This is a genomic window from Prevotella illustrans, from assembly GCF_017426725.1.
Classification (GTDB): domain Bacteria; phylum Bacteroidota; class Bacteroidia; order Bacteroidales; family Bacteroidaceae; genus Prevotella; species Prevotella illustrans.
Map to the genome: position 1 here is coordinate 1 of NZ_JAERMS010000014.1, position 20,717 is coordinate 20,717.

General features: G+C 50.2%; 16 protein-coding genes. 11 read left to right on the plus strand and 5 right to left on the minus strand.

The features are described 5' to 3' along the window. Window positions 1-309: 309 nt before the first annotated feature. Both JHU38_RS06050 and JHU38_RS06055 read left to right on the plus strand, forming a co-directional pair. Window positions 310-2,832: a ribonucleoside-diphosphate reductase subunit alpha gene (locus tag JHU38_RS06050; RefSeq protein WP_107582014.1), complete on the plus strand. Its 2,523-nt coding sequence runs from the start codon at window positions 310-312 to the stop codon at window positions 2,830-2,832. 33 nt (window positions 2,833-2,865) lie between these two features. Then, on the plus strand, window positions 2,866-3,912 hold the full coding sequence (locus JHU38_RS06055) for a ribonucleotide-diphosphate reductase subunit beta (RefSeq protein WP_107582015.1): 1,047 nt from the start codon (window positions 2,866-2,868) through the stop codon (window positions 3,910-3,912). Between the two features lie 10 nt (window positions 3,913-3,922). Here JHU38_RS06055 and JHU38_RS06060 read toward each other — a convergent pair whose 3' ends face one another. Continuing rightward, complete coding sequence (locus JHU38_RS06060) at window positions 3,923-4,630, minus strand: SIR2 family NAD-dependent protein deacylase (protein ID WP_107582016.1); 708 nt, start codon at window positions 4,628-4,630, stop codon at window positions 3,923-3,925. A 169-nt stretch (window positions 4,631-4,799) separates the two neighbouring features. Between JHU38_RS06060 and JHU38_RS06065 the strand changes: the two genes are divergently transcribed. The 9 genes from JHU38_RS06065 to JHU38_RS06105 all read left to right on the plus strand — a co-directional run bounded on the left by JHU38_RS06065 (window position 4,800) and on the right by JHU38_RS06105 (window position 15,435). After that, window positions 4,800-5,384 (plus strand): FKBP-type peptidyl-prolyl cis-trans isomerase, encoded by a 585-nt coding sequence (locus tag JHU38_RS06065; protein WP_107582017.1) that lies wholly within the window; start codon window positions 4,800-4,802, stop codon window positions 5,382-5,384. Window positions 5,385-5,420: 36 nt separating this feature from the next. Then, window positions 5,421-6,293: an FKBP-type peptidyl-prolyl cis-trans isomerase gene (locus tag JHU38_RS06070; RefSeq protein WP_107582018.1), complete on the plus strand. Its 873-nt coding sequence runs from the start codon at window positions 5,421-5,423 to the stop codon at window positions 6,291-6,293. A gap of 13 nt (window positions 6,294-6,306) precedes the next feature. Then, a complete protein-coding gene (locus tag JHU38_RS06075) occupies window positions 6,307-7,209 on the plus strand; it encodes an FKBP-type peptidyl-prolyl cis-trans isomerase (protein ID WP_107582019.1) in 903 nt (300 codons plus the stop codon). A 138-nt stretch (window positions 7,210-7,347) separates the two neighbouring features. After that, window positions 7,348-7,815 (plus strand): Lrp/AsnC family transcriptional regulator, encoded by a 468-nt coding sequence (locus JHU38_RS06080; protein ID WP_107582020.1) that lies wholly within the window; start codon window positions 7,348-7,350, stop codon window positions 7,813-7,815. Between the two features lie 36 nt (window positions 7,816-7,851). Continuing rightward, window positions 7,852-9,690 (plus strand): membrane dipeptidase, encoded by a 1,839-nt coding sequence (locus JHU38_RS06085; RefSeq protein WP_107582021.1) that lies wholly within the window; start codon window positions 7,852-7,854, stop codon window positions 9,688-9,690. A 15-nt stretch (window positions 9,691-9,705) separates the two neighbouring features. Next, complete coding sequence (locus tag JHU38_RS06090) at window positions 9,706-10,737, plus strand: M28 family peptidase (protein WP_107582022.1); 1,032 nt, start codon at window positions 9,706-9,708, stop codon at window positions 10,735-10,737. A gap of 76 nt (window positions 10,738-10,813) precedes the next feature. Beyond that, window positions 10,814-12,631, plus strand: a complete 1,818-nt coding sequence (gene argS / locus JHU38_RS06095) for an arginine--tRNA ligase (protein WP_107582023.1) — start codon at window positions 10,814-10,816, stop codon at window positions 12,629-12,631. A 95-nt stretch (window positions 12,632-12,726) separates the two neighbouring features. Further along, window positions 12,727-13,209 carry an RNase H family protein gene (locus tag JHU38_RS06100; protein ID WP_107582024.1) on the plus strand — a complete coding sequence of 161 codons (483 nt, stop codon included), beginning with the start codon at window positions 12,727-12,729 and terminating at the stop codon, window positions 13,207-13,209. 1,092 nt (window positions 13,210-14,301) lie between these two features. After that, the gene (locus JHU38_RS06105) at window positions 14,302-15,435 is read left to right on the plus strand and encodes a hypothetical protein (RefSeq protein ID WP_146157011.1); all 1,134 of its coding nucleotides are present in this window, start codon (window positions 14,302-14,304) and stop codon (window positions 15,433-15,435) included. Between the two features lie 69 nt (window positions 15,436-15,504). Here the strand turns inward: JHU38_RS06105 and JHU38_RS06110 are convergent, their stop codons facing one another. The 4 genes from JHU38_RS06110 to JHU38_RS06125 all read right to left on the minus strand — a co-directional run bounded on the left by JHU38_RS06110 (window position 15,505) and on the right by JHU38_RS06125 (window position 20,705). Then, window positions 15,505-16,863 (minus strand): TlpA family protein disulfide reductase, encoded by a 1,359-nt coding sequence (locus JHU38_RS06110; RefSeq protein ID WP_107582027.1) that lies wholly within the window; start codon window positions 16,861-16,863, stop codon window positions 15,505-15,507. 12 nt (window positions 16,864-16,875) lie between these two features. Further along, a complete protein-coding gene (locus JHU38_RS06115; RefSeq protein ID WP_158267302.1) occupies window positions 16,876-18,375 on the minus strand; it encodes a PKD-like family lipoprotein in 1,500 nt (499 codons plus the stop codon). Window positions 18,376-18,440: 65 nt separating this feature from the next. Next, entirely contained in the window at window positions 18,441-19,277 is an 837-nt protein-coding gene (locus tag JHU38_RS06120) for a DUF4843 domain-containing protein (RefSeq protein ID WP_107582029.1), read from the minus strand. A 12-nt stretch (window positions 19,278-19,289) separates the two neighbouring features. Further along, window positions 19,290-20,705, minus strand: coding sequence for a RagB/SusD family nutrient uptake outer membrane protein (locus tag JHU38_RS06125; RefSeq protein ID WP_107582030.1), 1,416 nt, complete (start codon window positions 20,703-20,705; stop codon window positions 19,290-19,292). Between the last annotated feature and the right edge of the window lie 12 nt (window positions 20,706-20,717).

The window sequence follows — 20,717 nt, forward strand, 5'->3', positions numbered from 1 at the left end:
TCCTTATGTCCTAAAACTGCATGAAAGCTCTTTTATTAGCTTTGTCACTTGTAAACCTGTCCCCACTAATTTTCTACTGACCCGAGATTTGGGGTTATTCCATCTGCGCGTATGATTAATATAAAAAGTACAAAACATTCAAAAATACTTCTTTTTGGATAACTTTTTATAATATTATTTTATTAACTTTGCCAATTCTTTTAATAGCACTTACTTGTAACTTATTGATTATTTGATATTTATACATAACGCCTTATTAAGAGATTCGAGTGAAAGTGTACAAAAATGGAAAACTTATAAGCAATAGCAATGGAAATAATCAAACGCAATGGCGAAGCGGAAGTTTACAATAACAGAAAGATAGCCATAGCCATACGGAAGAGTTTCGGCAGCACAGACAAGGAGGTTTCCGACGCGGAGATAGCCGAAATGGTAGCCGAAGTGGAGCAGCTCATTACCGACAATCCGACCCTGCGCACAGTAGAGGATATTCAGAATCAAGTGGAGAAGTGTCTCATGGCACACGGCTACTACGAGGAAGCCAAGAACTACATCCTTTTCCGCTTCCGGCGGAACGAGCAGCGCAAGGCTGTCAACGAGATTGCCGCTGCCGTCGGTGACAGTCGGCTGGCCAACGTGCTGCACGAGGTGGCCCGCGAATACCGCGAACGGGCCTACAGCATGGTCACGCTGCAAGAGAAGTTCGCGAGTTTCTGCAAGCCGGGCATGCCCCGCAAGGAGGCCATCGAAGCCCTCATCAAGGCTGCCGTAGAACTGACGACACCCGAGGCGCCGGCCTGGGAGATGATTTCCGCGCGCATACTTTCTTATTATGCCGAGCAGAAAGTCGGCTCGTTGGAGGAAGAACTGGCCATCGACGGTTTCTATGCCAAACTGAAATACTTGACGGCGGAAGGCCTCTACGGCGATTATATCCTGGAGAACTATACGGAAGAAGAAATCGACGAGGCCGCGACACTGCTATGTCCTGAGCGCGACAAGCTGCTGAACTATTCCGGTCTCGACCTGTTGCTGAAGCGCTATGTCATCAAGACCTACGCGGGCAAGCCGTTGGAACGCGTGCAGGAGATGTTTCTCGGCATAGCGCTCCACCTGGCCATGCCCGAGCGAAAAGACAAGCGGCTCATGTGGGTGGGGCGTATCTACGATTTGCTGAGCCGGTTGGAGGTGACCATGGCGACACCGACGCTCTCCAACGCCCGCAAACCCAATCATCAGCTGTCGAGTTGTTTCATCGACACCGTGCCCGACAGCTTAGACGGAATCTACCGCAGTCTGGACAACTTCTCGCAAGTGAGCAAGTTCGGAGGCGGCATGGGCCTGTACTTTGGCAAGGTACGGGCCACGGGCGGCAACATCCGCGGCTTCAAAGGCGTGGCTGGCGGCGTCATCCGGTGGATGAAATTGGTCAATGATACGGCTGTGGCCGTAGATCAGTTGGGCATGCGTCAGGGAGCCGTGGCGGTCTATCTGGACGCGTGGCACAAGGACTTGCCCGAGTTTCTGCAACTTCGCACGAATAATGGCGACGACCGCATGAAGGCGCACGACATCTTTCCGGCCGTGTGTTATCCCGATCTCTTCTGGCGGATGGCCGAAGAAGACCTCAACCAGAACTGGCATCTCTTTTGCCCGAACGAAATCATGCGGCTGAAAGGCTATTGTCTGGAGGACTGCTACGGCGAGGAATGGGAACGGAAATATCTCGACTGCGTGCGCGATCACCGGCTTTCGCGCCGCGTCATCAGCGTGAAGGACATCGTGAGGCTGGTGTTGCGGTCGGCCGTCGAGACCGGAACGCCGTTCACTTTCAACCGCGACACGGTGAACCGTGCCAATCCCAACGGCCACAAAGGCATGATTTACTGTTCCAACCTCTGTACGGAGATAGCCCAGAACATGGCCCCCATTGAGAGCGTTTCAAAGACGGTGGAGACCAAGGACGGCGACACGGTGGTGGTGACGACCACCCGTCCGGGCGAGTTTGTGGTGTGCAACCTGGCCAGTCTGTCGCTCGGTCGTCTGCCACTGGAAGATGAGGAGCAGATGAAAGAGAAGGTTGCCACGGTGGTCCGCGCCCTTGACAACGTCATCAGTCTCAACTTCTACCCCTTGCCTTACGCCCGCATCACCAATCGGCGTTACCATTCCATCGGCCTGGGTGTCAGCGGCTATCACCACGCCCTGGCCAAACGGCACGTCAAGTGGGAGAGCGACGAACACCTGACGTTGATGGATAAGGTGTTCGAAACCATCAACCGGGCGGCTATTTTGGCCAGTTCGGAACTGGCGAAGGAGAAAGGCAGCTACGAGTTTTTCGAGGGTAGCGACTGGCAGACGGGCGCTTATTTCGACAAACGCGGCTATACCGGCCCCGAATGGCAGGCCGTGCGCGAGACCGTGGCCCGCCAAGGCATGCGCAACGCCTACCTGCTGGCTGTGGCGCCGACGAGCAGCACGAGCATCATCGCCGGCACGACGGCAGGCCTGGATCCTGTCATGAAACGCTTCTTCCTGGAAGAAAAGAAAGGAAGCATGCTGCCGCGTGTGGCGCCCGAACTGTCGGACGAGACCTACTGGATGTACAAAAGCGCCTATCTGATTGACCAGAAGTGGAGCGTCAGGGCAGCAGGTGTCCGCCAACGTCACATCGACCAGGCCCAAAGCATGAATCTCTATATCACCAACGACTTCACCATGCGCCAGGTGCTCGACCTCTATCTCTTGGCTTGGAAAAGCGGCGTGAAGACTATTTACTACGTGCGAAGCAAATCGTTGGAGGTAGAAGAGTGCGAGAGCTGCGCTTCGTAATCCTCAACTACCGAACTTTAAAAAAACGAAACAATGGAAAATCAACTGAAAAGAAATACGCTTTTCAATCCGTCGGGCGACATCGACCTGCGCTTGAGAAGAATGATAGGTGGCAATACGACCAACCTGAACGATTTCAACAATATGAAATACGCCTGGGTGAGCGACTGGTATCGGCAGGCTATGAACAACTTCTGGATTCCGGAAGAGATTAACCTGTCGCAGGATTTCAAGGATTATCCGCGGCTGGACCGGGCAGAACGCACGGCCTACGACAAGATATTGAGTTTTCTGGTCTTCCTCGACTCGCTGCAAAGCAACAATCTGCCGGCCGTGAGCGAGTATATCACTGCCAATGAGGTGAACCTCTGCCTGCATATTCAGGCCTTTCAAGAATGTGTGCACAGTCAGAGCTACAGCTATATGCTCGACACAATTTGCAGTCCGGAGGAGCGCAACGACATTCTCTATCAATGGAAAACCGACGAACACCTGCTCAGACGTAATCAGTTCATCGGCGACTGCTACAACGAGTTCCACGAGAAGCGCGACAAGTTCAGCCTGATGAAGACACTCATTGCCAATTTCATCCTCGAAGGTATCTACTTCTACAGCGGCTTCATGTTCTTTTATAATCTCAGCCGCAACGGCAAGATGTCGGGCTCGGCACAGGAAATACGCTACATCAACCGTGACGAGAACACCCATCTGTGGCTCTTCCGCAGTATCATTCTGGAACTGAAGAAGGAGGAACCCGATATGTTCACGCCCGAGAAGGTGAAGGTTTATGAAGACATGATGCGCGAAGGTGTGCGTCAGGAGATAGCTTGGGGCCAGTATGTCATCGGCGACGACGTGCAGGGACTCAACCGCCGGATGGTTTCCGACTACATCCGCTATCTGGGCAACCTGCGTTGGTCGGGCCTCGGCTTCGGTTTCCTGTATGAAGACAACCGCAAGGAACCTGAGAATATGAAGTGGGTGAGCCAGTATTCCAATGCCAATATGGTGAAGACAGACTTCTTCGAGGCCAAGAGTACGGCCTACGCCAAGAGTACCGCGCTGATAGACGACTTATGACCGAGTGGTATCAATCGCGTTGCCGTCGGAGGATGTCTGCCAGTTCGCGCATGCCCTGACTGGCGCCTTGCTGTATGAAACGCACTTGCTGACGGCTGTTGGCCATGATGGGGTCGGGATCTATCAGATAAACGGGTACGCCCGGACGTGTATATCGTAGCAGTCCTGCGGCCGGATAGACATTGAGCGAGGTGCCGATGACGACGAAGATGTCGGCCTCCTGCACTTGTTGTGCGGCCGGTTCGATCATAGGGACGCTCTCTCCAAAGAAAACGATATAGGGACGGAGCAGCGAACCGTCGGCAGCCAGACTGCCCGGTGTCACTTGACAGTTGTCTTCGGTCAGGTCGACGACGTACTTGGGATTATAAGGATCACGACTGGAGCAGACTTTCGTAAGTTCGCCGTGCAAGTGGATGACATGCTCCGAACCGGCCCGCTCGTGCAGGTTGTCTACATTTTGCGTGACGACCGTCACGTCGAAGCAGTCTTGCAGACCGGCCACGAGACGATGACCTTCGTTGGGTTGAGCCTGATAGAGCTTTTTGCGGAGCGTGTTGTAGAAGTTGGTGACAAGTGTCGGGTCTGCTTCCCAGCCTTCGTGTGAAGCCACTTGCTCGACGGGATAATTCTCCCAGAGTCCATCTGCGCCTCTAAATGTCTTGAAACCGCTTTCAACCGACATGCCGGCACCGGTAAGAAAAACAAGCTTTTTCATAAGTATAAGTATTGATAAAGACAAAAATACGATTTTTTTGTGATAGCCATATCGGTGCTATGCCTAAAATAGATTAATTTATTTTGTTCTGTTCAATAATTAAATTATCTTTGCAGCGTTTTAAAACATGATTTTAAAATAGTTGATTTATAATTATTAAATAAATTTTATGGATAAAGTAAGTTACGCTTTAGGTCTCGGTATTGGCCGGCAACTGTCGCAGATGGGTGCGACGGAAATCGTAGCCGATGATTTCGCGCAAGCCATTAAGGATGTTATCGCAGGCGCGGAACTCAAGCTCTCTGACAGTGAAGCGCAAACCATCGTTAATAAATTCTTTGAAGAAAAGCAAGCCGCGCAGGCTGGTACAGCCAAGGCTGAAGGTGAAAACTTCCTGGCTGAGAACGCCAAGAAAGAAGGTGTTGTCGTGCTCCCCAGCGGCTTGCAATATCAAGTATTGAAAGAAGGGACGGGTAAACAGCCTAAAGCAACTGATCAGGTGGAGTGTCATTATGAAGGTACGCTGATCAACGGGCAGATTTTCGACAGTTCTTACCAACGCGGACAGGCCGCTACTTTTGGCTTGAATCAGGTGATAGCCGGTTGGACTGAAGGCGTGCAGCTCATGAAAGAAGGAGCCAAATATCGTTTCTTCATACCTTACAACCTGGCTTACGGTGAGCGAGGAGCAGGCCAAAGTATTCCTCCCTACGCAGCGCTCATCTTCGACGTAGAGCTGTTGGCTGTCAAGTAACAACGAACAATAATCATTAAAACATACGCTTAATAAATGAAAAAACTTGTAATTGTAGCCACAATGGCTATCGCTGCCGTAACCTTTATGTCGTGCGGCAATTCAACCCCTAAGGCTGATTTGAAGAATGATGTCGACTCGATGAGTTATGCCATGGGCTATTCACAGACACAAGGTCTGAAAGAATATCTCGTTGGTCGTATGCAGATCGACACGACTTACATGGATGAGTTTATCAAAGGTTTGAATGTTGGCGCTTCAGCAGGTGACGATAAGAAGAAAGCAGCTTACTATGCCGGTATTCAGATTGGTCAGCAAATCTCTAACCAGATGGTTAAGGGCATTAATTCCGAGGTGTTCGGCGCAGACTCTACAAAGAGTATTTCTCTGAAGAACTTCCTTGCCGGTTTCGCTGCAGGTACAACAGGTAAAGGTACGGTGAAGATGACAATGGAAGAGGCGATGAAGATTGCGCAAACAAAGATGTCGCAAATCAAAGCTAAATCCATGGAGAAGCAATATGGCGCCAACAAGGCCGCCGGCGAAAAGTTCCTGAAAGACAATGCCAAGAAGCCGGGTGTAAAGACCATGCCCTCTGGTTTGCAGTATAAAGTCATCAAGGTGGGTAATGGCCCAATGCCTAAAGATACGTCTATGGTAGTGGTTAACTATGAAGGTAAAACTATCGATGGTAAGGTTTTTGACAGCTCTTATACCAATAAGAAGCCGGTTACCATGCGTGTCAACCAGGTAATTCCAGGTTGGACCGAAGCTTTGTTACATATGCCTGCTGGTTCTTCATGGGAAGTTTATATACCCCAGAACTTGGCTTATGGTGAGCGTGAGGCCGGTCAAATCAAGCCATTCTCTACTTTGATCTTCAAGATCGAATTGCTTGAAGTGAAATAAGACTTTTCTGTAGATGAAGAAGTTTTTTGTTTTTCTGATATTATCCTTGGCCGTTGCCCAGCTTGGACTGCAGGCCAAGGATATTAAAAAAGTAAAACTACCCGAGAAATCAAAGGAGTTGAAGCTTGTAACAAAGGCAGATTCGTTGAGCTATGCCGCCGGCGTTACCATGACCAATGGCCTGCGTCCGTTTCTGGAGCAGCAGCTAAAAGTAGATACCAACTACATGGAGGCTTTCAATAGGGGCTTTGCGGAGGCTCGTGTTAAGATGGGTGACAAAGAATTTGACGCCTATCTGGCTGGTTTACGCGTAGCGCAAATGATTGCTCCGCAAGTAGAAAAGATGGCCCAAGACTTGAGTGCGGCTTCGGTTAGCTTGAATACGAAGATTTTCGACGAGGCCTTTTTAACCGCCGCTTCAGCGAAACCGACTCTCTTGCAAAGAGATTCAGCCGACAAAATGTTCCGTTCGGCTGTCGAAGCTGCAGCCGAAGCCGCTTCTGCCGCCTATAAGCAGAGCAACGAACAATGGTTGAAGGACAATGCGACCAAGGCCGATGTGAAGACAACGGCCAGCGGATTGCAATATAAGGTGATAAAGGCCGGTAACGGCCCCATGCCGAAAGCGACGGATCGGGTGACCGTGAAGTATGCCGGAAAAACCATTGACGGTGTTGAATTTGACAGTAGTTACAAGCGTAATCCACAGACGACGACCTTTGGTTGTGGCGAAGTGATCAAGGGATGGACCGAGGCGCTTATGATGATGCCGGTTGGCAGTAAGTGGGAAATCTATATTCCACAAGAACTGGCTTATGGCAATAGACAAGCCGGACAGATCAAACCTTATTCAACTTTGATTTTCACAGTAGAGTTAGTGGGTATTGAGAAGCCTGCTGAAAAAGCAAATAAGTAAAACTTAAATAATTGAAATTGACAAAATGCGCGGAAAACGAAAGTTTTTTTGCGCATTTTTGTTGTTTATATCATTTATAATCTCTATTTTTGCTTCATTCATTTAATCTCCTGCATTGAATCCTAACATTATTTATACATGGATAAGATTGACAATCTGGATAAAAAAATCCTAAACATACTCTCAAAAAACGCACGCATCCCATTTAAGGATGTAGCTGCGGAGTGCAATGTATCACGCGCCGCCATTCATCAACGTGTACAACACCTCGTGGAAGGAGGCGTCATTACAGGCAGCGGATTTGATATCAACCCCAAGAGTTTGGGCTATTCGACATGCACTTATGTGGGATTGAACTTGGAGCGAGGCAGTATGTATAAAGATGTGGTAGAACGCTTGGATCAGATTCCCGAAGTGGTAGAATGTCATTTCACGACCGGTCCTTACACCATGTTGGTGAAGCTCTACGCCAAGGACAATGAACAACTGATGAATTTGCTCAACGGCCGGTTGCAGGAAATACCTGGCGTGGTGAGCACCGAAACCCTTATTTCGCTGGAACAAAGTATTAAACGTGAGATTCCGGTGGTGATTACAGATAGATAAAGCTTCGTATTAGCCCTCTGTTAGGAGGGATTTCTTATGGAAACATTTGATTTAGAGTCGCATTTAAGGTCTGTTTACGCGACATTTCCAGAAGCCAATTGTCGTCCGATTATTGGCCTTACCGCTAATTATAGTGATATAGATATTACGCTGCGCGACCGCTATTACAAACAAGTAATGGCAGCCGGTGCCGTCCCCGTTGTGCTGCCTCCCATTGCCGATCCTGAGGTTATCATCAATACATTAGACCGGTTGGATGGCCTCATCCTTACCGGAGGGGCCGATTATAATCCTTTATGGGGCGGTGAGCAGCCCCAATGTGCGCTTGGCAATATCAATAAAGAGCGTGATTTGGCCGAACTCATGACCGTCAGACTGGCTTACAACCGGCAGATTCCCATGCTCGGTATATGCCGGGGCATGCAAACGTTGGCCTTGGCGTTGGGTGGAAAACTCATGCAAGACATCAATTCGACAGCCCCCGAACATGCCGCCGTGCCTTATCGTATCAAGCATAGCCAGGACGCGGCCCGCAACGAAACCACCCACATGGTCTCGTTGGAGACCGGTAGCCTGTTGGCTGAACTCTACCGGACTGACCATCTCTTCGTCAACTCTTTCCATCATCAAGCCGTCGCCGACTGTGGAAAACGTTTCAAGGCGACGGCACAGGCCCCGGACGGCATTATCGAAGCTATGGAAAGCAGCGAGTTTAAGGATATCGTGGGCGTGCAATGGCATCCGGAGTGGCTCGAAGAGGATGGACTCAAGCTGTTTGAGTGGCTCGTAAGCAAAGCCGGCGACTTCGCGAATGCTAAGGCTGTGCACCACCGGGTGCTGACACTCGACACGCATTGTGATACGCCGATGTTCTTTCCCCAAGGTGTTGAGTTCGCCCATCGCGACCCCCGCATTCTCTACGACCTGCACAAGATGACCGACGGACGCCAGGATGCCGTCACGATGGTGGCTTATCTGCCGCAGCCGCAGCCGGATGAAAGTTTCTCTTCCAAGATAGACCTGAGGGGAATAGCCGACCACAACCCCTTGCTGGCACAAAAATACATGACTCAAGATAGCGGAGGACAGTTGAATGTCACGCCGGCGGCCTATACGGACCTCATATTCGATAAGATAGAAGAGATTGTCAATGCCAATCATACACACATCGGAATCGCGCGAACGCCCCAAGACTTGTATGAAAATAAGCGCAACCAACGCAAAAGCATCATGCTGGGCATAGAGAACGGGTTGGCCATCGAACATGATTTGGCCAATCTGGAACGGTTCAAGCAACGCGGTATCGTCTATATGACATTATGCCACAACGGCGACAACGATATTTGCGACAGTGCCCGTGGCTGCCAAACACATGGCGGCGTGAGCCCGTTTGGCGAACGGGTGATACAGGAGATGAACCGCCTTGGCGTGATGGTCGACTTGAGCCACGGCGCCGAGAAGAGCTTCTACGACGCCTTGGAAATCAGTCGCGTGCCCATCGTTTGCAGTCACAGCAATTCGAAAGCCTTGTGCGACGTGCCCCGCAATCTGACCGATAACCAACTGCGGGCCCTTGCGCAGAAGGGAGGCGTGGCCCATATCACGCTTTATCATGGCTTTTTGCGGCAGGATGGAGAAGCCACCATCCACGACGCGCTGGCCCATCTGGAACATTTCATCCGGATTATGGGCATCGACCATGTGGGAATTGGCACCGACTTCGACGGCGACGGCGGCATCCGCGGATTGGCCGACAGCTCCGAACTCATACAATTCACCATCCGGCTGTTGCGGCAACGCTACAATGAGCACGACATCCGCAAGATATGGGGCGGCAACTGGCTGCGTGTGATGGCAGAAGTACAGAATGTTTAATACAAGAAAATCGTAATGAAAAAGTCTATGAAGACAATATTGGCACTCGCGGCGGCAGGCCTTCTGGGCGGCGGCGCTTATTTCTATAACGCGTCGAAGGCCGAGACGGCGATGGTGGAAGAGGCGGAAGAGGTGGAGAAGGTGAAGCCGGTAGGCCCTGTTTTCAATGCCGACAGCGCCTTCGCCTTCACGCAGGCGCAGTGCGACTTCGGCTTTCGCGACATGAATTCGGCAGGCCACAACCGTTGCGGCGATTGGATTGTCAGTCGCTTCAAGGCTTTCGGCTGCAAGACCACGAGCCAAAAGATGGATTTGAAGGGCTATGACGGCACCCTGTTGAGGTGCCATAACATCATGGCCAGCTACAATCCGGCCGCCACTACCCGCATCTTGCTCTGCGCCCACTGGGACAGCCGGCCCTGGGCGGACAACGACCCCGACTCCGCCAATTGGCGGAAGCCCATCTTGGCGGCCAACGACGCGGCCAGCGGCGTGGCTGTCATGCTGGAACTGGCCCGCCTGCTCCATACCGACGCTCAGCGGCTGCCGGCCAATCTGGGTGTCGACTTCGTCTGTTTCGACGCCGAAGACTGGGGGACGCCGCAGTGGGCGTCGGTCGCCGATGACGGAAACTCGTGGGCTTTGGGCTCGCAATACTGGAGTGCCCACCTGCCCGAAGGCTACGAAGCCCGCTACGGCATTCTGCTCGACATGGTCGGCGGCGTGGGCGCCAAGTTCCATCGGGAGCAGCTGTCGATGCAATACGCACCGGAGATTGTCAGGAAGGTGTGGCGCGCGGCCCGTCAGGCCGGCTATGGCAGCTTTTTCCCCAACAGCAACGGCGGTGGCATCACCGACGACCACGTTCCTGTGAACCAAGTGGCACGCATTCCGACCATCGATATCATCCCCTATTATCCCGATTGCAGCCAGAGCAGCTTCGGCCCGACATGGCATACCTTGGCCGACGATATGAGTAATATCGACAAGAATACGCTCAAGGCCGTGGGCCAAACGCTCGTGCAGGTGCTGTTTACCGAGCGGTAAAATTAAAGTGATTTATTTTGGAGTTAGCGCATTTTGCGCTAACTTTGCATCATAATAACCGAATTAAACTTCCCCTATGAATATTGAAAGTCAAATTAGTAGTTCTGTTATCGCGTCGATAAAAGAACTCTATGGTCAAGATGTGCCTTCCGATATGGTGCAACTTCAGAAAACTCGTAGCGATTTTGAAGGTAATCTGACCTTGGTTGTATTCCCTTTCCTGAAGATTTCAAAGAAAAAACCAGAAGATACCGCGCAGGAGATCGGCCAATATCTTGCCAACAACTGCAAGGCAGTGGCCACCTTCAACGTCGTGAAGGGCTTCCTGAACCTCACGATAGCCGACACGGCGTGGGTAGAATTGCTCAATGCTATCAATGCCGATGAGTTTTACGGTGAGAAAAAGGCCACGGCCGACTCACCATTAGTGATGATTGAGTACAGCTCGCCCAACACCAACAAGCCGCTTCACTTAGGACATGTCCGCAATAATTTGCTCGGTTGGTCTTTGGCACAGATTATGGAGGCCAACGGCAACAAGGTTGTGAAGACCAATATCGTGAACGATCGCGGTATTCACATCTGCAAGAGCATGCTGGCTTGGCAGAAGTGGGGCAACGGTATCACACCCGAACAGGCCGGAAAGAAGGGCGATCATCTTATCGGCGACTTCTATGTGGCTTTCGATAAGCACTATAAGGCAGAGTGCGACGTGCTGAAAGCTCAATACATGAGTGAGGGAATGGACGAAGAAGCGGCTGCCGAGAAAGCCAAAAGTGAAGCTCCGCTCATCAAGGAAGCCCGCGAAATGCTCGTGAAATGGGAACAGAACGACCCCGAAGTGCGCAACCTCTGGACTCAAATGAACGACTGGGTATATGCCGGTTTCGATGAAACCTACAAGGCATTGGGCGTAGGCTTCGACAAGATATATTACGAATCAAACACATACCTCGAGGGAAAAAAGAAGGTAGAAGAAGGTCTCAGCAAGGGACTTTTCTTCAAAAAGGATGACAACAGTGTATGGGCAGATCTTTCTAACGAAGGTTTGGACCAAAAACTGTTGCTTCGTTCTGACGGCACCTCGGTGTATATGACACAGGATATCGGCACGGCCGAAATGCGTTTCAACGATTTCCCCATCGACAAGATGATCTATGTGGTGGGCAACGAGCAGAACTACCACTTCCAGGTGTTGTCGCTGCTGCTCGACCGCTTAGGTTTCAAGTGGGGCAAAGAGCTGGTTCACTTCTCCTATGGCATGGTAGAACTGCCCAATGGTAAGATGAAGAGCCGCGAGGGCACGGTGGTGGACGCCGACGACTTGATTACTACCATGATAGACGATGCCCGCAAGACGAGCGACGAGCTGGGTAAGTTCAAGGATATGACCGAAGAAGAGAAGCAGGAGATAGCTCGCGTGGTGGGTCTTGGCGCGCTTAAATACTTCATTCTGAAGGTAGACGCCCGCAAGAACATGCTCTTCAATCCGGCCGAAAGTATCGACTTCAACGGCAATACCGGGCCCTTCATCCAATATACATACGCCCGTATTCGCAGCATCATGCGCAAGGCGGCAGCCGACAACATCGCTTTGCCCGCTACTTTGGCCACCGATACAAAGCTCAACGCAAAGGAAATAGAACTGATTCAGAAGATCAGCGAGTTTGGCGCGGCCGTCGAACAGGCCGGTATAGACTACAGTCCGAGCGGCATAGCTAACTACTGCTACGAACTGACCAAGCTGTTCAACCAGTTCTATCACGACTACAGCATCCTCAATGCCGATAGTCAGGAAGAGAAAATTACCCGTATCGTACTGGCGCAGAACGTTGCCAAGACCATCAAGAACGGCATGGCATTGCTCGGTATCGAAGTTCCCGAACGTATGTAAAAGACTCCTTCCGCATTGGGAAGGAACATAAAAACAGTTGATAAAAGCCTTTCTTGTGGCAATAAGAAAGGCTTTTATTTTTCTAATCATAGAAAATGGCTAATCAAAACGACATGCTCAATCCGCCCGACTGGCGCAACGACACCGTGCTGCCTTTGCCTCCTGAGGTGAAGGCCAACGCTTGGGCCGTAGACGCGGCCTGCTCGGGTAATCCCGGACCGATGGAATATCAGGCCATCGACTTACAGACGGGCGCGCAGGTATTCCACTTCGGCCCCATGCAAGGCACCAACAACATCGGTGAGTTTCTGGCCATCGTCCACGCGCTGGCCCTTTTAGAGAAGCAGGGACTACACGACAAGGTGATTTATTCCGACAGTTACAACGCCATTCTGTGGGTCAACAAGAAGCAATGCAAGACCAAGTTGGCGCGCAACCCACAGACCGAGCCTCTCTTTCAGATTATCGCACGCGCCGAAGCATGGCTCCGCACGCATCCTCTCCGCACGCCTATCATTAAGTGGGAAACGAAGAAGTGGGGCGAAGTGCCGGCCGATTTCGGGCGAAAAAACCGATAAAACAGTAGCCAAGCGCCAGCCGTAGGGGCATGATTTATCATGTTCCGCTCAAACACAAAGACAATATAATGCGTGATTGAGCATGTTCAGATATAGAGTTTGCTTCCTGTTGTAACCTGTTTTTTGTCGAATCGCCTTAAACAAGATATATTTTGATTGTGCGGAACGTGATAAATCACGCCCCTACGGCTCACGCCATCCCATTTCTAAACACAGAAACGAAAACCTTAGTAAATATAAATCAGTCGCCAAGCGCCAGCCGTAAGGGCATGATTTATCATGTTCCGCTCAAACACAAAAACAATATAATGCGTAATTGAGCACATTCAGATATAGAGTTTGCTTCCTGTTGTAACCTGTTTTTTGTCAAATCGCCTTAAACAAGATATATTTTGATTGTGCGGGACGTGATAAATCACGCCCCTTCGGCTCACGCCAGCCCATTTCTAAACACAGAAACGAAAACCTTAGTAAATATAACCTTGCTTATTTTTCAAAACAAAGCACTGCGAATTTTCTTGACAAAACGGCGAAAAAAGTCGTGTTTTTTGAAAACGAAAAGGGATTGACGGGGAAAAACGGCAAAGAAATGGGCTTTACGTTATGCGCTGATTATCAATGATTTATTTAAAAAGAGGGTTGCAAAAAGGGCATTACACCTTGTCAAAGCAGTGCTTTGATGTTGTAAAAGGGCTGCTTTGAGCTGCTAATCGTGACCCTTTTACCATGTAAAAGCTATGCTTTGAGGCACTCAAAGCATAGCTTTTAGGGCAAAAAATACGAAAAACTGCTCCATCATAGTATGAAAACAGTTCGCCAAATGTTGTTTTTTGGACTTTCGTAATGCTGGATGGAGCAAAAAATCGAACCGTTTTTGATGAGCGAATATTGACAAAATCGCGATATGCTTTTTAGTTTTGGTGCAAAATATTTACAGAATTCATCGAATATACAACATATTTCTATTAAATTTGTATCAGCCATAGGAGTGGATATTTATTTGTTTTTCACCTAATAAAGTCACAAAAACATTTTACTCTTACGTCTCTAAGAGAATTTCTTATATCCAATTCACGTTAAAAGAATTATCAGATGAAAAGAGTTGCGTTCCTTTTATTTTTATGCCACATGTTGGTCGGTAGCCTGTCTGCCCAAGATAGAACTGCGGATTATTATGCTTATGTCAAAAGCCACGGCATTGCACCACTGACATATCTGGCCGACAAACTCCGCACCCATGCCGTTGTCGCGGTTGGTGAAGACCATTGGATCAAAGAGCATCCGGACTTTTTGTGCAGCTTTTTACGCAAGATAGCCAACGATACCCTTACGAACGTCGACATTCTGGCCTTAGAGTTTGGTAATGAAAGCGACCAGAAGATCGTCAACGACTTCCTGAAAGCTGACACATATAGGGAAGATTTGGTCCTCAAGATATTGCAGCATGCCCCAGACAATTATGGCAATCCGTATTTGGAGTATGTCAGAATTTTTCAAACAGTGTGGGAAACAAACCAACAGAAGTCGCCTAAGCACAAGACACAGATTATCCTGCTCGATCCCAAATATGTGCAGGCGAGCATGGACGGAGAAGATTTTGTATATACAGGTTCACGTGACGACCATATGTTTTCGGCCATCCGAGGTTGTATCGTCAAGAAACAGCATGTGCTTTTTTATGCAGGAGCGGCACATACACAGGCCCAAATAAGGGGCGTAAAGTATAAAGAACGTTATTATAATTTCCCAAGTGCGGGCTTTTTACTGAAGAAATGTTATCCCGACGACGTGTTCATCGTCAATCTTTGGGGAGCCTATATGGGTAGTGGCGGCTACGAAAAGGATGAGCATGGTCATTGGTTGCAGATTGATGGTGGGACTATAGACCGTGCGTTCGCGATGAATGGCAATCGGCCGGTGGCTTTCGACATGGGTGGAGCTTTCAATTCGATCACCATCAAGCAGTATTATGCCAACCCGAAAAGGCCTGGCGATTGGGGAGGAGATGTGCAAGCAGGCTCGCCCTACAGGCCGGACAATCTAATGAAAGACTGGATTGACGGCATTGTCTTTGTTGGTCCAGTTTCCAATTTCTCTGGACAGACGTTGCATAACATCTATGACGACGCATTTCTAAAAATAGTGGAAAAGCGGTCGAAAGGCAAGTTCAAAAGAGCCGACGATGTCTTTGAATATCTCCGGAAGATACATCCGATACTGCAATAGTTTGAATAATACAGCCGCCCCTGCCCGCTTGGAATAGCAGACAGGGGCGACCGGAATGATGTTTCATTATCAAGAGGCAGCGGAGCGACCCAGCGTTTTTAGAATCATGGCCTTTAGTTCGGGATACTTAGGCGCGGGGGCAGCGAACGATACCATACGACCTTCGCTGTCGACAATCATAAACCGTGGTACGCCCGTGACATGATAATCAATCGCAAAACCTTTCGTCCAACTATCAATGAAGATGAGATTGCCCGTAAGTTCATGCTTTTGGATGAGTTCTTTCCAGCGGTCATTCTCTACCCACGTGCCTACACAGACGCTGAGAAAGGTGACTTCGGGAGTGTCGAGTTCCTTTTCGAGTTGCTTGAAATAGGGAATCATCCGGATGCACGGCGCACACCAAGTGGCCCATACGTCAACCACAACCACCTTGCCACGCAGCTGGCTCAACTTGAGTGGAGTGCCATCGGGACGCTTTCCTTCAAAATCGATCGCCATACTGCCCGGTTTCGACCATGCCAACTGCTCTTCGATGGGGCGGAACGCCTGCACGAGCGCATCGGACAACGGGCTTTTCTCCACCGAATGGCGCAGCGCTTCGTACTTCTCATAGTATTGCAGCCGATTTGCGACCTGATAAAGATAAGTCTCGCGGAGGGGCTGAGAGGCCAGCAAAGACTGGCGGGCAGCATAATCGGTGGGCGCAATGTTATACTGTTCTGCCAGATAATCGACATACGCCACGAGCATATCGGCGGCGTAAGGCAGACGCAACAGGTCGGCACGGCTAAACAGTCGCTTGTAGGCGTCGAGGTCGGCAGCGGTGATAAAGCCCTTTTCTATGTCAGCAATATGATTTTTGCGATAGGATAAAGCATAGAATGCCAAATCGATATCTATCTTCTGCCGCAGCAAGGTGACGGCCGCAGAGTTGCCTTTGAGCTGCTGTTTCATGGCGACGGCAGCCTGTTTCAACGCCCTAAATTCACGAACGAACACAGCGGGGGCCACCGTTTGGCCACCGGGAATGTAGTTGAACAGATACGCATGCAGCAGAACGGCCGCACTCTTATTAGCCCAAGCGGCGAAGCATTGGCCTTCGGGACTTAATCCACTGAGTACGTTCAGCCGCTCATGCGAGTACTTCACGGCTACCTGTTCGCCGTCTTTCAGATAGATAGGATGCGTCACGTTATCCTTTCCGGAAAGCATGTAAAGCCCGTTGTGCGGCAAAGCGGCCTTCAAGACAAACCTACCTGTGGCGTCGGCCTGCACAGTTGCGCACAGGCTGTCGGCAAACGGCGTTGCGGCATAAAGGCTTATCCGCTCTCCATTCTCGGGATTGATGGTGCCACGAATGACGACTTCCGCCGTAGCCGATAGGCAAAGACACGCTCCAAGGATAGCTAAGAATATTCTTTTCATCGTTCTTGGCTTTTAGAATAAGGTAGAAGTATAAGTGCCGCTCGATGTCTGACTCATAAAGCTGGCACGTTTCACCTCACCCTTTCCTTCCATCACCTTGACGGCAGGGCTCACCGCACCCGCGCTGACGGGGTAAAGATAGAGCTTATAGCTGCCGTTTCGAGTGGTGCCTACGGCCAGATAATCGAACCACGAACTGTCTTGTCCGTAGGGCGAATACTTCAGATACTCCATGTAAGTTACCCTCTCGTCTGCCGGCCAGCTGACATTCTGTTCGGCCTCGGCCATATTCTCGAGGTTGCAGGTGCAGAGTTTGTTGTCTTTTACATAATAGAGAATCTTGTTGTTTTGGTTCAGTGTGCGGTATTTTGCCTTGAGAACGTTGAGCGAAGCGTCGATTTCCTCCATCTTGCTGATGGGGTTCAAATCCATGGTACTGGGTTGTCCGTTCAGCGTCAGCAGGTAATACTTTTCCTCGTCTGTCTTCTTCATGAGCGCCATCGCTACGCCACCGGGCGTATAGGCGGATGTGGTGAGGCCGCCCATGAATAATAAATCCATTCCCATATTCTTAGAAGAAGGCACACCATCGGCGAAGTAATCCAGACGCGGAGACTGACGGCTGACGCTGCAGAACGAACGATTCTTCTCGTTGAAGAGCAGGGGCAGCGAATTGCCTGCGTGCCGAACAGGCGATAGTTTATAGTCACCCAGCGACTTCAGAATAAACTGCTTGTAAATGTCGTAACGTGAAAAGAACAGCGTGTAGACCGTGTTGTCTACGTAGACATGTACGTCGGAGGGCCCCGCAAACATAGCGTGTACCTCGCGTTTAGCGGGTTTGTCTATGAACAGTCCGTCGTAATCAAGGATGGTTTTGCCCGTAAAATAATCTACGGCCATCAGGTCCTTGCTACTCGCTACAAACACGGCATTGCCTCGTTTGTCCCTCTTGTTCACTTCGTCAAAGCGCCAATAGGAGAAGTTGAAGTACAGATCTACTGCCGTTCCCTGCAAGTGGCGGCCATTGGCAGCCTGTATCACGTCGAGTTTTGTTTTCTTTTCGGCAAAGAAATCGACGTCGGCGCTGTCGCCTTCGCTTTTCAACACCCACCAGCCCGTTGCCATATCGGTGGTTACATAGAGGTTGTATTCCTCGTAAGCGAATACTCCTGTCTCTTGATCTTTTGCGCAAAAGCGCATCTTGTAGCTACCTACGTTCATGTTGACAGCATAATCCAGATTGCGATTACGTGAGATCGTGTCGGGCTTATCGCCCCAAGATGCCGATGCGGGAACCACTGTCCAGAAGCAATCATATTGTCGGTTATCGGGATAAATCTTCGGGTTGATTTGTAATCTGTCACCCGTAGGACTCACCGTATAGGCTTCGTCCACCCCTTCTACACGGATGTCGACGGGCTGCAGATAATCATAATTGCTTTTATCCGAGAAGCAACTGCTCAGTAAAAGCGCAGCAAGTCCGCCGAGAAAAATATTTATACGTTTCATAGATTTCTTGTTTATAGATTGGCGATGGGCAGTGCCCATCATTCAAGATGATTGTAGAAAAGAAATTATATACCTGTGGGGAAGGTCACCAGCGGACTGTTCTTGTCTGTCGGATCTTCGCGCAGTGGTGCCGCTCCCGAAGCCTGATTGGCCGGATCGTTATTAAATGCCTCCAACGCTTCGATGAATTTACCGCGCCAGTAAATGGCAACCGACTTCTCCCCGTTGATCTTCTTGACCCACGCGTCGTCCACTTTGTCTCCTACGACCTGTACCATGAGCTTGTGCTTGGATATGCTATAATTGCCCAAGTAGTATTTTGTGGTGTAGTTCCAAGTGGACGGTTGCTCTATCTTATCCGAGATAATAACGGTGCGTTCCAGCAGACGACGCTCTCCGAAACCGAAGTCGGCATTCTCTTTCAGGCGCAGACGTAACCTCACTTTGTCGGTTTTCAACGAGGCGTCACGCAGCACTACAATGCCGATATTGTCTCTGATACGTCCGGCCTTAACCACCATCAGCGGCTGGATGTCGGCATCGGTGAAAGCTACATAATGCACGCCGGCAACCGCTTTGTTAGGTAGTTCGGTCACGGTAGAGTCTTGCACCTTGCCCAACTTGTCGTAGGTGTAGGTGATTTTATACTCGGTCACCTGTTCAAACATCACCTGCCGATCCTTATTGGCCGTTCCACCAATGACTCTCACGGGAATAAACACGGTGTCACGCACCCGTGTATCACTTCCCCACACGAACGAGTAAGAGTAGTCGGCCGGCGCATTCTTGTCCTCACTGACCAATTCCACCCGCGCCTTATCATTGAATATCAGGCGTTCATCTTCCTTACAGCTTGTCAGCGCAAGGGCGAACAACAATGCCATATAGATTGTTTTCTTCATAATCTCCACTTTTTAGTTTACATAAACAGCCTCTTTCTTCGGAAGAGGAACTACATAAGTCTCAACCGAACCGGGCACGGATGTCCACAGATTATCGGTTATCGCCATTCGTTTGCAGGCATAGAAAGCCTGGCCTTCGCCGTAAAATTCCTTGTGATATTCCTGCGTCAGCAGTTTAACACGCTCGCTTTCGCCGGTCATTGCAGCCGGAGTCACGTCACGTGCGGCACACAATGCCTTATAGTAAGTTTCGGCTTCGGCCAACGGACTGCATTCCATGGCGATGAGATACATCTCGGAAAGGCGGATGAGAGGAATCACGTTCTTTGCCAGCGAGGGCATTTTCTCCGTCTGTACGTACTTCAGGAAGTAGAAAGGACGATTGTAATAGCTGATGCTCACCTCTTCCCACATGTTGACGAAGCGAATGTCCGACGTGCCGCTTTCGTAGAGACGGTCGGTGAGTTCTTTCTTCGGCTTCTGGTAAGTACGTCCCGAACCGATGGATTCGGACAGGTTGTTAGCTTTCAGGTCGAAGATGTGCTCGCTTGAGAACGTGCGGTCTCCACGGGCGCAGTCGTCGCGTGTGCCCAGTCGGAACATCGCTTTGCCGTCGGGCGACTTCGCGTTTATCACCTGTTGGGCGTATTTCAAGGCCTGTTCCTTATTGCCCAGCCACAAATAAACACGGGCTTTCAACGCGCAGACGGCATAATAGTTCATACGCATCTGGCGGAATCCCCAGTAGTCGTCCGTCGTGCTAGATGTGCGGTTCAGCTCCTCTATCGATTTCTCACGGATAGGGTCTACCTTGGCCAGACAGGCTTCGGCGTCGTCCAGATCCTGCATGAGCAGGGCCGTATAGTCCGCGTATGTAAGAAAAGCGTTGGGCTTGTTCTTCACCTCTTTGACATAGGGAAGAATCTTTGTCGCGGGCACATTGCCGGGCATTGGCCCGAAAAGACGCAGTACGTCGAAGTGGCAGAAGGCCCGCAGTCCCAGCCCTTCGCCTCGCAACAGATTGTAGTTGCGGTCGTCGAGAGTGCCACGATGGCTTTCGATACCGGCCAGCAGACCGTTTACGTCGGCCACAACCTTATAGAGATTATTGTAATTATTCTCCATCGCGGTTTCCACCACGTCGGTCTTAAAGTCGTATTTGTTCAGGTATTCGCCTATCGAACCCGACGTGTAGGTCCAGTGCTGCGCCAGATTTTCAATGCTTCCGCACACGAGTTCCTGCCCGTAAAGGCTGTTTTGCTTCATGCGGATGTAACTTCCCGTCAACACGCTTCTGCAACCTTCCACGGTACTATACATCTCGTTGCTTTCCTTTTCGGTAGAGGGAAGCACGTTGAGAAAGTCGTTGCAGGACGTCGTTATGCCCATCATGAGCAGGGCTGCGATGATATTCTTGCCGTATTTCATTGTTTCGGAGTT

Bases quoted from the DNA above. Each gene is read 5' to 3' on its own strand.
- JHU38_RS06050 (WP_107582014.1), top strand. From the start codon at position 310: ATGGAAATAATCAAACGCAATGGCGAAGCGGAAGTTTACAATAACAGA.
- JHU38_RS06055 (WP_107582015.1), top strand. From the start codon at position 2,866: ATGGAAAATCAACTGAAAAGAAATACGCTTTTCAATCCGTCGGGCGAC.
- JHU38_RS06060 (WP_107582016.1), bottom strand. From the start codon at position 4,630: ATGAAAAAGCTTGTTTTTCTTACCGGTGCCGGCATGTCGGTTGAAAGC.
- JHU38_RS06065 (WP_107582017.1), top strand. From the start codon at position 4,800: ATGGATAAAGTAAGTTACGCTTTAGGTCTCGGTATTGGCCGGCAACTG.
- JHU38_RS06070 (WP_107582018.1), top strand. From the start codon at position 5,421: ATGAAAAAACTTGTAATTGTAGCCACAATGGCTATCGCTGCCGTAACC.
- JHU38_RS06075 (WP_107582019.1), top strand. From the start codon at position 6,307: ATGAAGAAGTTTTTTGTTTTTCTGATATTATCCTTGGCCGTTGCCCAG.
- JHU38_RS06080 (WP_107582020.1), top strand. From the start codon at position 7,348: ATGGATAAGATTGACAATCTGGATAAAAAAATCCTAAACATACTCTCA.
- JHU38_RS06085 (WP_107582021.1), top strand. From the start codon at position 7,852: ATGGAAACATTTGATTTAGAGTCGCATTTAAGGTCTGTTTACGCGACA.
- JHU38_RS06090 (WP_107582022.1), top strand. From the start codon at position 9,706: ATGAAAAAGTCTATGAAGACAATATTGGCACTCGCGGCGGCAGGCCTT.
- argS (WP_107582023.1), top strand. From the start codon at position 10,814: ATGAATATTGAAAGTCAAATTAGTAGTTCTGTTATCGCGTCGATAAAA.
- JHU38_RS06100 (WP_107582024.1), top strand. From the start codon at position 12,727: ATGGCTAATCAAAACGACATGCTCAATCCGCCCGACTGGCGCAACGAC.
- JHU38_RS06105 (WP_146157011.1), top strand. From the start codon at position 14,302: ATGAAAAGAGTTGCGTTCCTTTTATTTTTATGCCACATGTTGGTCGGT.
- JHU38_RS06110 (WP_107582027.1), bottom strand. From the start codon at position 16,863: ATGAAAAGAATATTCTTAGCTATCCTTGGAGCGTGTCTTTGCCTATCG.
- JHU38_RS06115 (WP_158267302.1), bottom strand. From the start codon at position 18,375: ATGAAACGTATAAATATTTTTCTCGGCGGACTTGCTGCGCTTTTACTG.
- JHU38_RS06120 (WP_107582029.1), bottom strand. From the start codon at position 19,277: ATGAAGAAAACAATCTATATGGCATTGTTGTTCGCCCTTGCGCTGACA.
- JHU38_RS06125 (WP_107582030.1), bottom strand. From the start codon at position 20,705: ATGAAATACGGCAAGAATATCATCGCAGCCCTGCTCATGATGGGCATA.